The organism is Streptomyces flavochromogenes (assembly GCF_000717595.1).
Classification (GTDB): domain Bacteria; phylum Actinomycetota; class Actinomycetes; order Streptomycetales; family Streptomycetaceae; genus Streptomyces; species Streptomyces flavochromogenes.
Map to the genome: position 1 here is coordinate 152,934 of NZ_JNZO01000017.1, position 15,258 is coordinate 168,191.

Genomic DNA, 15,258 nt, shown 5'->3' on the forward strand with positions numbered 1-15,258 from the left:
GTGGACCCGCCATCCGAGTGAACGCGGACAGGAGCGGCCATGCCCGCAACCCGTCGGCCGTCGACGGAGCTAGAAAGAGCGCACAACCACCACCCGCACCCCCGTAACCCGTCAGGTGATGCTGTGAATCCGCTCATGGGACGCATTCCCGTACTGGACGTACGCCCGCTGGTCGACTGTGGCCGACGCCCCGCCAAAGCGGTGGCCGGAGAGTCCTTCGAGGTGACGGCGACCGTCTTCCGCGAGGGCCACGACGCGGTCGCCGCCAATGTCGTGCTGCACGGCCCCTCGGGCCGCCCCGGCCCCTGGACCCCGATGCGCGAACTGGCCCCGGGCACCGACCGCTGGGGGGCCGAGGTCACCCCGGACGCCGAGGGCCTGTGGACGTACACCGTCGAGGCGTGGAGCGACCCGTTGGCCACCTGGCGCCACACGGCGAAGATCAAGATCCCGGCCGGGATCGACTCCGAACTGGTCCTCGCCGCGGGCGCCGAGCTGCACGAGCGGGCCGCGAAGGGCGTCCCGAAGAAGGGCGGCGCCCGGGAGGCCGTGCTCGCCGCCGCGGACGCGCTGCGCGACGCGTCACGGCCGGCCGCGGTCAGGCTCGCGGCGGCCCTGAACCCCCGGGTCGTCGAGTCCCTCGACCGCCATCCGCTGCGCGAACTCCTGTCCTCCTCGCCCGCGTTGCCGCTCCAGGTGGAGCGGGAGCGCGCCCTCTTCGGCTCCTGGTACGAGTTCTTCCCGCGCTCGGAGGGCGTGCGGAAGGTCAAGGGCCGTACGGTTCCGGGGAACTTCCGTACCGCCGCCGAGCGGCTCCCGGCGGTGGCGGCGATGGGCTTCGACGTGGTCTACCTGCCGCCGGTGCACCCCATCGGCGAGACCCACCGCAAGGGCCCCAACAACTCCCTCTCCGCGGGGCCGAACGACGTCGGCGTGCCGTGGGCGATCGGTTCGCCGGAGGGCGGCCACGACGCGCTCCACCCGGACCTGGGCACCTTCGAGGACTTCGACGCCTTCGTGGCGCGGGCCCGGGAGCTGCGGCTGGAGATCGCCCTGGACTTCGCGCTCCAGTGCTCCCCCGACCACCCGTGGGTGGAGAAGCACCCTGAGTGGTTCCACCACCGTCCGGACGGTTCGATCGCGTACGCCGAGAACCCGCCGAAGAAGTACCAGGACATCTACCCGATCGACTTCGACGGCGCCGCCGACAACATGGACGGGATCGTCGCGGAGACCGTGCGGATCCTCCGTCACTGGATGGATCACGGTGTACGGATCTTCCGGGTCGACAACCCCCACACCAAGCCGGTGGTGTTCTGGGAGCGGGTGATCGGCCAGATCAACGCCGCCGACCCGGACGTGATCTTCCTGGCGGAGGCCTTCACCCGGCCGGCCATGATGCGGACGCTCGGCGCGATCGGTTTCCAGCAGTCCTACACGTACTTCACCTGGCGGAACACCAAGGAGGAGCTCACGGAGTACCTGACGGAGCTGTCCGGCGAGACGGCGGCGCAGATGCGGCCGAACCTCTTCGTGAACACCCCGGACATCCTGCACGCCTACCTCCAGGAGGGCGGCCGGCCGGCGTTCGAGGCGCGTGCGGTGCTCGCGGCGACGCTGTCGCCCTCGTGGGGCATGTACGCCGGATACGAGCTGTGCGAGGGCACCCCGCTGCGGGACGGGAGCGAGGAGTACCTCGACTCTGAGAAGTACGAACTACGGCCGCGCGACTGGGAGTCGGCGGAGCGGGCCGGGGCGACGATCACCCCGCTGATCACCACCCTGAACCGGATCAGGCGACGTCACCCGGCTCTGCGCCGACTTCGGAATCTCACGTTCCATGACACGGACAACCCGCAGGTGATCGCGTACAGCAAGCGTTCGGGTTCGAACACCGTTCTGGTGGTCGTCAACCTCGACCCGCACCACACCCAGGAGGCGACGCTCTCGTTGGACATGCCGGAACTCGGCCTCGACTGGCACGAGACCGTGCCGGTGCGCGACGAGCTCACCGGCGAGACCTATCACTGGGGCAGGACCAGCTACGTGCGCCTAGAGCCGGGTGTCACACCCGCGCACGTCCTCGTCCTGCGACCGTCCCCGCAGACCGGAGGGTCACCCACATCATGACTGTCAACGAGCCCGTCCCCGACACCTTCGAGGACACCCCCGCCAAGGACCGCGATCCCGACTGGTTCAAGCGGGCCGTCTTCTACGAGGTCCTCGTCCGGTCCTTCCAGGACAGCAACGGGGACGGCGTCGGCGACCTCAAGGGCATCACGTCCAAACTGGACTACCTCCAGTGGCTGGGCGTGGACTGCCTCTGGCTGCCACCGTTCTTCAAGTCCCCCCTGAGGGACGGCGGCTACGACGTCGCCGACTACACGTCGGTACTGCCGGAGTTCGGCGACCTGGCCGACTTCGTGGAGTTCGTCGACGCGGCCCATCAGCGCGGGATGCGCGTGGTCATCGACTTCGTCATGAACCACACGAGCGACCAGCACGAGTGGTTCCAGGAGTCGCGGCGCGACCCGGAGGGACCGTACGGCGACTACTACGTCTGGGCCGACGACGACAAGCAGTACGCGGACGCCCGGATCATCTTCGTCGACACCGAGTCCTCGAACTGGACCTTCGACCCGGTCCGCAAGCAGTACTACTGGCACCGGTTCTTCTCGCACCAGCCCGACCTCAACTACGAGAACCCGGCGGTGCAGGAGGAGATCCTGTCCGCGCTGAAGTTCTGGCTGGACCTGGGGATCGACGGCTTCCGGCTCGACGCGGTGCCGTACCTGTACCAGCAGGAGGGCACCAACTGCGAGAACCTCCCCGCGACCCACGCCTTCCTCAAGCGGGTCCGCAAGGAGATCGACGACCACTACCCGGACACGGTGCTGCTCGCCGAGGCCAACCAGTGGCCGGAGGACGTCGTCGACTACTTCGGCGACTTCCGCTCCGGCGGCGACGAGTGCCACATGGCCTTCCACTTCCCGGTCATGCCGCGGATCTTCATGGCCGTACGGCGCGAGTCGCGCTACCCGGTCTCGGAGATCCTGGCCAAGACCCCGGAGATCCCCTCCGGCTGCCAGTGGGGCATCTTCCTGCGCAACCACGACGAGCTCACGCTCGAGATGGTCACGGACGAAGAGCGCGACTACATGTACGCCGAATACGCCAAGGACCCGCGGATGCGGGCCAACATCGGCATCCGGCGGCGTCTCGCCCCGCTCCTGGACAACGACCGCAAGCAGATGGAGCTGTTCACCGCGCTGCTCTTCTCGCTGCCCGGCTCGCCGGTGCTGTACTACGGCGACGAGATCGGCATGGGGGACAACATCTGGCTGGGCGACCGGGACGGCGTCCGCACCCCGATGCAGTGGACCCCCGACCGGAACGCCGGCTTCTCCTCCTGCGACCCGGGACGGCTCTACCTGCCGGCCATCATGGACCCGGTCCACGGCTATCAGGTGACCAACGTCGAGGCGGGCATGGCCTCGCCGTCCTCGCTGCTGCACTGGACGAAGCGGATGATCGAGATCCGGAAGCAGAACCGGGCCTTCGGGACGGGGACGTACACCGAACTCCCGGCATCCAACCCGGCGGTGCTCGCCTTCCTCCGGGAGACCGCCCCCGAAGAGGGAATGGACGCCGATCTGGTCCTCTGCGTGAACAACTTCTCGCGGTTCGCGCAGCCGACCGAACTCGACCTGCGACGCTTCGACGGCACCCAGCCGGTGGAGCTGATCGGCGGGGTGACATTCCCGGCCATCGGCCAGCTCCCCTACCTCCTGACCCTTGCGGGACACGGCTTCTACTGGTTCCGTCTCAAGAAGGGCTGACCGCCGGTCAGTTCGGATTCGTCCTGGGTGGGACGGTTTCCTCCCGTCCCACTCTGGGCACTGTGACCCACACACGTTCCACAGCACGATTCAGGTCCATACGGGCCTTCTTGCCGGGCCCATACGGATCTTCCCCTTCCGACACGTCCCGCACATCCGGACAGCCCCAGCCGCCATCCGGGACACTCTGCGCATTTGAACGCACACGACAGCCAACTGCGCGCCCCGGGGAAAGGACGCGATGCCATGCCGGAGACCGCATCCACCACCCGGGCCCCGGACGCCCTCCTTCCGTCCCTCGCCCCCCTGCTCCACGAATGGCTGCCCCGGCAGCGCTGGTTCGCGGGCAAGGGCCGCCGGGTCACCGGATTCACGCTGGACGCGGCCACCGAGCTGCTGCCGCTGGACGGCACGGGCCCCGGCCTCCTCCATCTGCTCGTACGGGTCGAACAGCCGGGCCGCCCGGCCGGAACGCCCGCCGACTGCTACCAACTGCTCCTGGGCGTACGGACCCAGCTCCCGCCCCGCCTCGCCCCCGCCCTGATCGGACGGATCCGGCAGGGGCCGCTCGCAGGACGTGCCGTGTACGAAGGGCTGCGCGACCCGCGGCTCGCCGGCCTCCTCTACGAGCGACTGCGCACCCCGGGCCGGACCGGCCCCCTGCACTTCCACGCCACGACGGCACTCCCGCCCGCCCTGGCCCCCCGCATGCTGGACGCCGAGCAATCCAACTCGTCCCTGGTCTACGGAGATTCGTTCATCCTCAAGATCTTCCGCCGGGTCAGCCCGGGAGCCAACCCGGACCTGGAACTGCCGCTCGCCCTCGCGGGAGCGGGCTGCACCCGGGTCCCGGCGCCGGTCGCCTGGTTCGAGGGCGGGGCTGCGACCCTGGGCGTCCTCCAGCCGTACCTCCGGGACTCCCGCGACGGGTGGCGGCTCGCGCTCGACGCGCTCGCCGACGGGCGGGACTTCACCGCCGAGGCGCGGGCGCTCGGCCGGGCCACGGCCGAGGTCCACCTCGCCCTCGCGGAGGCGCTGCCCACCCGTCGGCTCGGCCGCGCCGAGACCGAGCAGCTGGCGGCCGCGATGGACCGCCGGCTGCACGCGGCGGCACAGGCCGTTCCGGCGCTGCTGCCGTTCGTCCCCGGCCTGCGCGCCGTCTTCGAGGCGGCGAGCGGCACGTCCGGCGACGGGTTCGTCCAGCGCATCCACGGCGACCTGCACCTCGGGCAGACGCTGCGGGGGTCCGACGGCGGCTGGGCCGTCATCGACTTCGAGGGCGAGCCGGCGAAGCCGCTCGACGAACGGCGCAGCCCGCAGCCCACGGTCCGCGACGTCGCCGGCATGCTCCGCTCCTTCGACTACGCGGCCCGCACGCACCGGCCGTGGAACGCGGACTGGGCGGCGCGGAGCCGGGCGGCCTTCTGCACGGGGTACGCGGAAGCCTCGGGCGCGGATCCTCGGACGGACCCGGCGCTGCTGCGCGCCTACGAGACGGACAAGGCGGTGTACGAGGTCGTGTACGAGGCCCGGCACCGGCCGGACTGGCTCCCGGTCCCCATGTCCGCCATCCAGCGCCTGTCGGCCCCCCAGTGACCCGGCGCCCGACACCACCCCGGGCCCCGCCGCCCCCCGGCCGGGGCCACCCCCAGGCCGGGGCCGCGGGCTCCGGCCCCCACACGGGGCTCCCGCTCCCACCACCCCCGTGGGACCCGCGCCACCCCGCGGGGCCCGGGCCGTGGGGGCGCCGCCCCCGCACGGGCGTCGCCCGGCCTGCGAGCCGGTTCCCGGCGCCCTGCGGGCTGCGCCTGCTCCCACGCCCGGGGCACCCACGCCGCCCCGCCGCGCGGGCACCCACACCGCGCCCGCCACCGTGTGGGGCACCCACCACGTCCGCCACCCACCAGCGTGTGGGGGGCGGACGGGTGGGCACACGGGACGGCGCCCTCGGCGGCGCCTCCGCCCCTTGGGCCTGGACCCGCACCCACAGTGCGGCGCGCACCCGGGTGCCGGTCAGGGCGCGGAAGCCCGGGCCCGGCAACGGGCGCCGTTCCGTTGTGCCCACCCTCCGGTGGAGCGGAGGTCCGTCGCCGGGGTGGGGCGCGGTACCCGCGGTGGGGGCGCGCCCGTCCCACCCCCACGCACCGCCCGTTCGGCCGAGTGTCCCGTCCCCGTACCGCACCGTTGCGCAGTCATACCCCCCGTACCCCCCAGGAGGCATCCCGGTGACCGCCCGCCCCGCAGGCAAGTCGGCCCGCAGCAGCACCACAGTCAAGAAGGGCAAGACCGCCGCCAAGGCGCCCGCCGCCCCCCGCCAGGCCCCGCCGCTCGACCCGGTCGACCGGGCGCGCCTGCTCGCCGGGGAGCATCACGACCCGCACGGCGTGCTCGGCGCGCATCCGGTGCGCGGCGGCGTGGTGGTCCGGGTGCTGCGCCCGTGGGCGAAGGAGGTCACCGTCCTGACGAAGGGCAAGCGGATCCCGCTCCGGAGCGACGGCGACGGGATCTTCTCCGGGTTCCTGCCCCTGCTCCGCAAGGTCCCCGCGTACGAGCTCCGCGTCCGGTACGACGGCCCCGACGAGCTCGCCGTCCACGACCCGTACCGCTTCCTGCCCTCGCTCGGCGATCTCGATCTGCATCTGATCGGCGAGGGCCGGCACGAGGAGCTGTGGACGGCTCTCGGCTCCCACACCATGACCCACGACGGAGTCGCCGGCACCCGTTTCGCGGTCTGGGCGCCGAACGCCCGCGGTGTCCGCGTCACCGGTGACTTCACGCACTGGGACGGCACGGGGCTGCCGATGCGCTCGCTGGGCTCGACGGGCGTGTGGGAGCTGTTCGTGCCGGGTATCGGCGAGGGCGCGGTCTACAAGTACGACATCACGCGGCCCGACGGTACGCACACCGTCCGCGCGGACCCGATGGCCCGCCGTACCGAGTGCCCGCCGAACACCGCGTCGATCGTCACCGCCTCGCACTACACCTGGGACGACGCCGAGTGGATGGCACGGCGTGGGACGCGCCCGCCCCACGAGGCGCCGATCTCGGTCTACGAGGTCCACCTGCCCTCCTGGCGGCCCGGGCTGACCTACCGCCAGCTGGCCGATCAGCTGCCCTCGTACGTCCGTGATCTCGGCTTCACGCACGTGGAGCTGATGCCGGTCACCGAGCACCCCTTCGGCGGTTCGTGGGGCTACCAGGTCACGGGCTTCTACGCGCCGACGGCCCGTATGGGCACCCCCGACGACTTCAGGTTCCTGGTGGACGCGCTGCACCGGGCGGGCATCGGGGTCCTGATGGACTGGGTGCCGGCGCACTTCCCGAAGGACGACTGGGCGCTGGCGGAGTTCGACGGGCGGCCGCTGTACGAGCACGAGGACCCGCGCCGGTCGCACCATCCCGACTGGGGCACCCTGGAGTTCGACTACGGCCGCAAGGAGGTGCGGAACTTCCTGGTGGCGAACGCCGTGTACTGGTGCCAGGAGTTCCACATCGACGGCCTGCGGGTGGACGCGGTGGCGTCGATGCTCTACCTGGACTACTCGCGCGAGCACGGCGAGTGGCTGCCGAACGAGCACGGCGGCCGGGAGAACCTGGACGCGGTGGCCTTCCTCCAGGAGATGAACGCGACGGTGTACCGGCGCTGCCCGGGGATCGTGACCTTCGCGGAGGAGTCCACGGCCTGGGACGGCGTGACGCGGGCGACGGACCAGGTGGGGCCGGGCGGCTTCGGCGGTCTGGGCTTCGGCATGAAGTGGAACATGGGCTGGATGCACGACTCGCTGGAGTACGTGCAGAAGGAGCCGGTGCACCGCAAGTACCACCACCACGAGATGACGTTCTCGATGGTGTACGCGTACAGCGAGAACTACATCCTGCCGATCTCGCACGACGAGGTGGTGCACGGCAAGCGGGCGCTGGTGTCGAAGATGCCGGGCGACTGGTGGCAGCAGCGCGCCAATCACCGCGCCTATCTGGGCTTCATGTGGGCGCACCCGGGCAAGCAACTGCTCTACATGGGGCAGGAGTTCGCGCAGGGAGCCGAGTGGTCGGCGGATCACGGCCCCGACTGGTGGCTGCTCGACCCGGCGTACGGGGCGGAGCCGGACCACCGGGGCGTGCGGGATCTCGTCCGGGACCTGAACACGGTGTACCAGGCGACGCCTTCGCTGTGGGAGCGGGACACCGTGCCGGACGGCTTCCAGTGGGTGGTCGGGGACGCGGCCGAGGACAACGTCTTCGCGTTCCTGCGCTTCGACGCGTTCGGCTCGCCGCTGCTCGCGGTCTCGAACTTCTCACCGGTCGTGCGGCACGACTACCGGCTCGGGGTGCCGGACGCGGTGGTGGCCTGGTCGGAGGTCCTGAACACGGACGCCGGCCGGTACGGCGGCGGGGACGTGGTGGGGCGGGATCCGGTGAAGACGGAGTCGGTTCCGCACCACGGGCGTTCGGCCAGCATCCGGATGACGCTGCCACCGCTCGCGACGGTGTGGCTGCGCCCGGCCTGAGCGTCACGGGGATCGGCCGGCGGGAAAGGTCGCCACCTGTCCGATAATTGACGGCCATTCAGTTGATGGTTCATCCGTTCGGGCGTCCCGCCCGTTGTTCGGATATCTTCGCTCTCCAGATCAGGCCGACAGGTCCAGATGGGCGGGGAATGATGCAGGACACCGTCGAGCGGCGTCTGTCGCCGCAGCTCTGCCACCGGGTGCGCAGCGAGGACACCTTTCCCGTCGAGTGGCGACCGCTCGACGGGAAGGACCGCTTCTCGGTCCGGGCCGCCTGGCCCACCGACCACCCGTTCTTCACCCCGGTCCGCCGGGGTACGGAGGGGTGCCACGATCCGCTCCTGGTCGTCGAGACGCTGCGGCAGGCCACGATGGCGCTCCTGCACTCGGTCCACGGACTTCCGCTGACCCGGCACATCCTGCTGAGCGAGATCTCCCTGACCTGCGATCCGGTGGGCCTCGCGGTCGCCGGCGACGAACCGGACATCGAGATCCTGTTCGCCGAACTCGTGCTGCGCGGAGATCAGTTGACCGAGATGCTGGTGGAGTGGACCGTCCGGCGTGACGCGCGCGTGGTGGCGACGGGCGGTGCCCACGCCCGGTTCGCCGGCGGCGCCGCCTACCGCAGACTGCGCGGCGGACACGTCGAGGCCGGGGTCGTCCACCCCGGCCCGTGGACCCGCCGGGCCCCGGCGCCGCTCACCGGGCGGGCGAGGCCCGAGGACGTCCTCCTCGCCCCGACCGGCCGGGAGGGGGTGTGGGAACTGGTCGTCGACACCGGTCACCCCACCCTCTTCCAACGGCCCAACGATCACATACCGGGAATGCTCTTCCTGGAGGCCGCCCGGCAGGCCGTCTCCGCCGCCGTGTGGCCCCGCCCCTGCCTGCCGGTCGCGCTGCGGATCGCCTTCGACCGGTACGCCGAGTTCCACGGCGGCCCCTGCCTGCTCCGGGCGGAGCCCACGAGCACGGCAGGGACAGCGGGGGTGACAGGGGCGGCCGACGTACCGGGCACGTTCGAGGTCACCGGGTACCAGGACGGCGCACGGTTGTTCACCTGCGAGCTGCGGACCGGATGATCCCGAGCCGCTGGGTCGCCCGGGTCAGCGCCACGTACAGGTCGTTCGTCCCGTGCACGGCCCCGGCCACGATGCCGTCCGGGTCGACGACCAGCACGGTGTCGAACTCCAGGCCCTTCGCCTGCCGGGGGTCGAGCAGAACCACCGGCCGGGTGAGGTCGGGAGCCGGGCCGTACGCGACCTCCGGCAGCGCGGCGATCAGCCCGGGGTGCAGGTCCGGAGGGGCGATCACGGCGATCCCGCCCTCCTCGCGCAGCTCGGTCGCGACCGCGTCGGCGGCCTCCTTCACCGGGTCGTCCACCGTCCGGTCCCAGGGCTCCACCCTGGTGGACCGTACCGAGCTCGGCGGCTCGAACCCGGGGTCGTCGGCCCGTCGCACCTCGGCGGCGACGGCCATGATCTCGGCGGGCGTGCGGTAGTTGACGCCGAGGCGCACCAACTCCCAGCGGTCCTCCACGTACGGGGCGAGGATCCGCTCCCAGGCGCCGACTCCGGCCGGGTCGCCGGTCTGGGCGGGGTCGCCGACCAGGGTCATCGAGCGGTTGGGGCTGCGGCGCATGAGGAGCCGCCAGGCCATCGCGGAGAGTTCCTGCGCCTCGTCGACGATGATGTGCCCGAAGGCCCAGGTGCGGTCGGCGGCGGCGCGCTCGGCGGCCGTGCGGTGGTCGGCCTCCTCGTGCCGCTCGGCGAAGCGCTCGGCGTCGATGATGTCGTGGGCCGAGAGGACCTCCGAGGCGTCCTTGTCGTGCTCCTCCTTGTCCTCGAACTCGTAGGTGCGGGAGGCGTAGGAGACGTCGAGGACGCCCTGCGCGTACTGGATCTGCTTCTGCCGCTCGGCCTCCTCGGCGGCGCGGACCGCGGAGTCGTCCTCGCCGAGGAGTTCGGCGGCCTCGTCGAGCAGCGGCACGTCGGCGGGGGTCCAGGCCTCGCCGTCGCGTCCGTCGCGCCGGATCGCCTCGATGTCCTCCGCGTCGGCGAGGTGGGTGGGTTCGGCCAGGTAGTCGGTGAGGAAGTCCTGCGGGGTGAGCGCGGGCCAGAGGGTGTCGATCGCCGCGTACACCTCGGGGTTCCCGGCGATGCCCTTGGCGAGCAGGGCGATGTCGTCGGGGCCGAGGAAGTTGGGGCCGCCGTAGGGGTCGGCGCCGATCCGGTCGGCCAGCTGCTCGGCGAGCGCGTCGAGGATCCGGAAGACGAAATAGGGGCGGGCCAGATTGTGCGGGAGGGCCGTCTCGCGGGCCTTGTGGCGGGCCTCCAGGGCCATGTCCCAGTCGATGACCAGGTCGCCGTCCTCGTGCGGCACGATCAGCGGTTCGCCGCGCTCGGGGACCTGCTGGCGGTCCCTCACGGCCGCGGCGAGCGCCCCGGCCATGGCGGCGGAGCCCTTGACGGCGGCGGCACGGGGGGTGTCGGTGCCGGTGGCGCGGACGCCGGGGAACAGCTCGGCGGGGGTGGCGAGGAGGACGCCGGTCTCGCCGAGCGAGGGCAGGACGTTGCCGATGTAGCCGAGGAAGGCCGGGTTGGGGCCGACGATGAGGACGGCCCGCTTGGCGAGCTGCTCGCGGTGCGCGTAGAGGAGGTAGGCGGCGCGGTGCAGGGCGACCGCCGTCTTGCCGGTGCCGGGGCCGCCCTCGACGACCAGGACACCGCGGTGCGGGGAGCGGATGATGGCGTCCTGCTCGGCCTGGATGGTCTGCACGATGTCGTGCATCCGGCCGGTGCGGGCGGCGTCGAGCGCGGCGAGCAGCACCTCGTCGGCGTCGCGGCTCTCGTGCCCGGTGCGGGTGGCGTCGCCGAGGTCGAGCACCTCGTCGTGGAGTGCCGTGACCGTCCGGCCGAGGGTGCTGATGTGCCGGCGGCGGGAGAGCCCCATCGGCTCGTACCCGGTGGCGAGGTAGAAGGGGCGGGCGACCTCGGCGCGCCAGTCGACGACCAGCGGGGTGCGGTTCGGGTCGTCCTCGCGGATGCCGAGCCGGCCGATGTGGTGGTCGCGCCCGTCCTTGAAGACGAGCCGGCCGAAACAGAGTCCGCTCTCACCGGCGTTGAGCGCGGCGAGCAGCCCGGACTGCTCGGCGACCATGACGTCGCGTTCGAGCCGGCCCTGGTTGCCGCCGACCCCCGGGGTACGCAGGGCTCGCTCGACGGCGGCCTCGGCCTCGTCCCTCAGATCGTCGAGTCGTGTGTAGAGATCGGTGATGAATTGCTGCTCGTTCCGAAATTCCTCGGTTGACAATTCGACTCCCGGCGCGATACAGTGCGTTTATTGAACTTCTCTGCGCCTGTGGTGTTTCCGGGCGCAGAATCCATTAATATACGCGATGAAATACCCCGACTGTCAATTGTAGTCGGGGTATTTCTGTATGCCCTGCCGATGTGCCGCGGGCCCCGCCTAGGCGAGGACGTCCTCCAGATCCTGCAGAAGGCGTCGCTTCGGGCGGGCGCCGACGATCGACTTCACGGGCTCGCCCGCCCGGAAGACCATGACGGTCGGGGTCGCGAGGACCCCGTACCTCACCGTGGTCCCGGGGTTCCGGTCGACGTCGATCTCGACGATCCGGAGCCGCTCCGCCTCCTCCGCGGCGAGGGCGGCGAGTACCGGCGTCAGCTGCCGGCACGGCCCGCACCACTCCGCGGTGAACTTCACCAGGACCGGCAGCCCGGCGGCCAGCACCTCCGTGCCGAAGTCCGCGTCGGTGACCTCGGCCACGCCCTCCGCGTCCGTCCTCATCCCTGTTGTCCCTCCGTCGTCGCCGCAGCTTCCGTGTCCCGCTCCGCACCGAGCTCGCACCGGGGTTCCGGGCCGTGCGGCAGCTCCGCCTCGGCCCGCAGCAGCCGCGCGCCCATGTCGGCGCGTACCGCCTGCAGCTGTGCGATCAGTCCGTCCAGCTCGGCGACCTTCCGCCGGTAGACGGCGATCGACGCGGGACAGGAGTCCCCCGCCGGATGCCCGGCGCGCAGGCAGTCGACGAACGGCCGTGTCTCCTCCAGCTCGAACCCGAAGTCCTGCAGGGTCCTGATCTGCTGGAGGAGGCGCAGGTCGTCCTCGTCGTACGTGCGGTAGCCGTTCCCCGTGCGCCGGGCGGCCAGCAGGCCACGGGACTCGTAGTAGCGCAGAGTCCGTGTGGTCGTTCCGGCCCGCTCGGCGAGCTCTCCGATGCGCATGTCCACGACCGTAAGCCTTGACGCCCACGTCAAGGCAAGGAGTCAGGGGCGGGCGGGCGGCAGCAGCGGCTTCCGTTCCACCGGGGACGAGAGCACGATCGACGTCGTGGTCCGGCCGAGCGCCGACGTCTGCTCCAGGACGTCTTCGAGGTGGATGGTGTCGGTGACGGCGACCTTGAGGATCCAGCAGTCCTCGCCGACCACGTGGTGGACCTCCAGGATCTCGGGGCGCGCGATCAGTTCGAGGGTCCGCGGGTGCTTCAGGGTGTAGCCGCCGTGCGGGTTCACCCGGATGAAGGCCTGGATGCCGTAGCCGAGGCGGGCCGGGGAGACATGGGCGCCGTAGCCGGTGACCGCGCCGCTCGCCTCCAGGCGGCGGACCCGCTCGGTGACGGCCGCGGGGCTGAGCCGGACGCGGCGGCCGAGCTCGCTGAGCTTGATGCGGCCGTCGCTCTGGAGGAGGTCCAGGATCTGCCGGTCGACGGCGTCGAAAACGGCCGCCGAGGTTTCTTCGGTGACCGACCGCGAATGCCGTGGTTCCTTCGGTGCGACTGCCTGGACTCCCATGTCTCCCCCTTCAGGCGGCGAACGATCAACGTAACACTTGTCCGGTGGAACAAGGGAGTTGGGACGGTGGGACGGAAATGAAGAACGTTCTGGTGATCGGCGGGAACCGGTATTTCGGAAAGCGGCTGATCGCGCTGCTCGGGGAATCCGGGCATCGGGTCGCGATCCTCAATCGGGGTTCCTCGGACGCGCCCGAAGGAATCGAGCATCTCGTCGCCGACCGCGACGACGAGGCCGCCCTGGAATCCGTTCTCGCGGGCCGGTCCTTCGACGTCGTCGTGGACCAGGTCTGCTACACCCCGCGCCAGGCGGAGATCGCACGACGCGTCTTCGCGGCGCGCACCCGGCGTTATGTGATGACGTCGACGGTGGAGGTGTACGAGTACGAGGACTCGGCCGCACCCGTCGCCGAGGACGCCCTCGACCTGGGCGCGGTCGCCGTCGACACCGGCGCGGCGTGGGAGGACCCGGAGTTCCGCGAGGCGCACTACGGGGAGGGGAAGCGCCAGGCCGAGGCGGTCTTCGCGGGCGCGGCCGCCGACGGTACCGGTCCGCCGTTCGCGTGGACGTCGGTGCGGGTGGCCCATGTACTGGGCGGCGTCGACGACTTCACCGGCCGGCTCGACCACTACGCGCGCCGCATCCGGGCGGGCGAACCGATCGCCGTACCGGTCGTGAACCGACCGGCGACCTATGTGTACGTCGAGGAGATCGCCGCCTTTCTCGCCTGGGCGGCGGTCGGGGCGGACTTCACCGGCCCGGTGAACGCCCATTCCCACGGGCCGCTGACCACGGCCGAGATCTGCGCGGAGATCGAAAGGCGGGTCGGCGGCCGGACCGTCTTCCGGGAGGTGGAGGTCGGCGAGATCTCGCCGTTCTCGTTCACCCGCTCGTACGGAATGGACAACTCCCGCGCGGTCGGCCTCGGTTATTCCTTCGCCCATTCCTCCGCCTGGCTCGCGGACGCCGTGGCCGAGACGATCGGGGAGGCGGCGAAGTGACGCGCTTCCGGATGCTGGGCGACGTGCGGGCCGGGGCCGTCGGACTCGGCACCATGCCACTCTCCGTCGAGGGCCGGCCGGACGAGACGCGGGCCGTCGCCACCGTGCACGCCGCCCTCGACGCGGGCGTGACCCTGCTCGACACCGCCGACTCCTACCACCCGCCGGCCGGCACGCCCGGCGAGGGCGAACTGCTCGTGGCGCGGGCCCTCGCCTCGTACGGGCGCGGCGCGGACGGCGTACTCGTGGCGACGAAGGGCGGACGGGGCCGCACGGCGGACGGCGGCTGGACCGTCGACGGCCGGCCCGAGCACCTGCGACGGGCGGCGGAGGCGTCGGCGCGCCGGCTCGGCGGCGCGCCGATCGGCCTCTATCAGCTGCACAAGCCGGACCCGGCCGTCCCGTACGCCGAATCCCTTGGCGCGATACGGGAGTTGCTGGACGCGGGGACGGTCCGGCTGGCCGGGATCTCCAACGTCGACGTCGAGCAGATCCTGCTCGCCCGCGAGATCCTGGGCGACCGGCTGGTCTCGGTACAGAACCGCTACTCACCGGCGGTCCGCACGAGCGAGGCGGAGCTGCGGCTCTGCGCGGAGCTGGGCCTGGCCTTCCTGCCGTGGAGCCCCCTGGGCGGCATCTCACGCAGCTCCCTTGACGGCACCTCCGCCCAGGAGGAGGACCCGGAGTTCGGAGCGTTCCACCGGGTGGCGCGGGCGCGGGGGGTCAGCCCGCAGCGGGTGGCACTGGCGTGGCTGCTCGCCCGCTCGGATACGGTCCTGCCGATCCCGGGGGCGAGCCGGCCGGAGTCGGTACGGGACTCGGCGGCGGCGGGGGCGCTGGTGCTGACGGGGGAGGAGGTGGCGGAGCTGAACGGGGTGTGAGGCCGGGGACGGGGTCTGAGGCCGGGGGCGGGGGGCCGGGGCCGGAAGGCCTGGAGCGGTAGGGCCCGGGCCCCGGAGGACCTGAAGCGCGGGGCCTGGGCGCGGTGTCGAGCAGGAGGGCGCCCCCGTTCGGAGGCGCCCTTCCCTCGGGCCCCGGATCCGGCTCAAGGCCCGGGACCTGACTGTGGGGGGGTGTTCGGGGTGCGGGGGGTCAGTGGGTACGG

General features: G+C 71.7%; 11 protein-coding genes. 7 read left to right on the forward strand and 4 right to left on the reverse strand.

All coding sequences use genetic code 11. The features are described from left to right. Positions 1 to 135 precede the first annotated feature (135 nt). The 5 genes from IF00_RS0121680 (at position 136) to IF00_RS0121700 (ending at position 9,426) form a co-directional block, all read left to right on the forward strand. Complete coding sequence (locus tag IF00_RS0121680; protein ID WP_030320478.1) at positions 136 to 2,130, forward strand: alpha-1,4-glucan--maltose-1-phosphate maltosyltransferase; 1,995 nt, start codon at positions 136 to 138, stop codon at positions 2,128 to 2,130. Continuing rightward, positions 2,127 to 3,839 (forward strand): maltose alpha-D-glucosyltransferase, encoded by a 1,713-nt coding sequence (treS, locus tag IF00_RS0121685; RefSeq protein WP_030320481.1) that lies wholly within the window; start codon positions 2,127 to 2,129, stop codon positions 3,837 to 3,839. Before IF00_RS0121680 ends, treS begins: the two co-directional genes overlap by 4 nt. A 246-nt stretch (positions 3,840 to 4,085) precedes the next feature. Further along, entirely contained in the window at positions 4,086 to 5,435 is a 1,350-nt protein-coding gene (locus IF00_RS0121690; protein WP_030320483.1) for a maltokinase N-terminal cap-like domain-containing protein, read from the forward strand. A gap of 629 nt (positions 5,436 to 6,064) precedes the next feature. Continuing rightward, positions 6,065 to 8,347: a 1,4-alpha-glucan branching enzyme gene (gene glgB / locus IF00_RS0121695; protein ID WP_030320487.1), complete on the forward strand. Its 2,283-nt coding sequence runs from the start codon at positions 6,065 to 6,067 to the stop codon at positions 8,345 to 8,347. Positions 8,348 to 8,496: 149 nt separating this feature from the next. Beyond that, positions 8,497 to 9,426, forward strand: coding sequence for a ScbA/BarX family gamma-butyrolactone biosynthesis protein (locus tag IF00_RS0121700; RefSeq protein WP_030320488.1), 930 nt, complete (start codon positions 8,497 to 8,499; stop codon positions 9,424 to 9,426). Here IF00_RS0121700 and IF00_RS0121705 read toward each other — a convergent pair. The 4 genes from IF00_RS0121705 to IF00_RS0121720 form a co-directional block, all read right to left on the reverse strand. Next, positions 9,401 to 11,656 (reverse strand): HelD family protein, encoded by a 2,256-nt coding sequence (locus IF00_RS0121705; protein WP_030320490.1) that lies wholly within the window; start codon positions 11,654 to 11,656, stop codon positions 9,401 to 9,403. The two genes, IF00_RS0121700 and IF00_RS0121705, sit on opposite strands and share 26 nt — an antisense overlap. Positions 11,657 to 11,812: 156 nt before the next feature. After that, entirely contained in the window at positions 11,813 to 12,151 is a 339-nt protein-coding gene (locus IF00_RS0121710) for a thioredoxin family protein (protein WP_030320492.1), read from the reverse strand. Continuing rightward, on the reverse strand, positions 12,148 to 12,585 hold the full coding sequence (locus tag IF00_RS0121715) for a MerR family transcriptional regulator (RefSeq protein WP_030320493.1): 438 nt from the start codon (positions 12,583 to 12,585) through the stop codon (positions 12,148 to 12,150). Before IF00_RS0121715 ends, IF00_RS0121710 begins: the two co-directional genes overlap by 4 nt. A gap of 42 nt (positions 12,586 to 12,627) precedes the next feature. Then, positions 12,628 to 13,152, reverse strand: a complete 525-nt coding sequence (locus IF00_RS0121720; RefSeq protein ID WP_030320497.1) for an Lrp/AsnC family transcriptional regulator — start codon at positions 13,150 to 13,152, stop codon at positions 12,628 to 12,630. Positions 13,153 to 13,229: 77 nt separating this feature from the next. On the opposite strand from IF00_RS0121720, the gene IF00_RS0121725 reads away from it, so the two are divergent. Then, positions 13,230 to 14,153, forward strand: coding sequence for an NAD-dependent epimerase/dehydratase family protein (locus IF00_RS0121725; RefSeq protein WP_030320498.1), 924 nt, complete (start codon positions 13,230 to 13,232; stop codon positions 14,151 to 14,153). Positions 14,154 to 14,164: 11 nt separating this feature from the next. Beyond that, a complete protein-coding gene (locus IF00_RS0121730) occupies positions 14,165 to 15,034 on the forward strand; it encodes an aldo/keto reductase (RefSeq protein WP_030320500.1) in 870 nt (289 codons plus the stop codon). Positions 15,035 to 15,258: the final 224 nt, after the last annotated feature.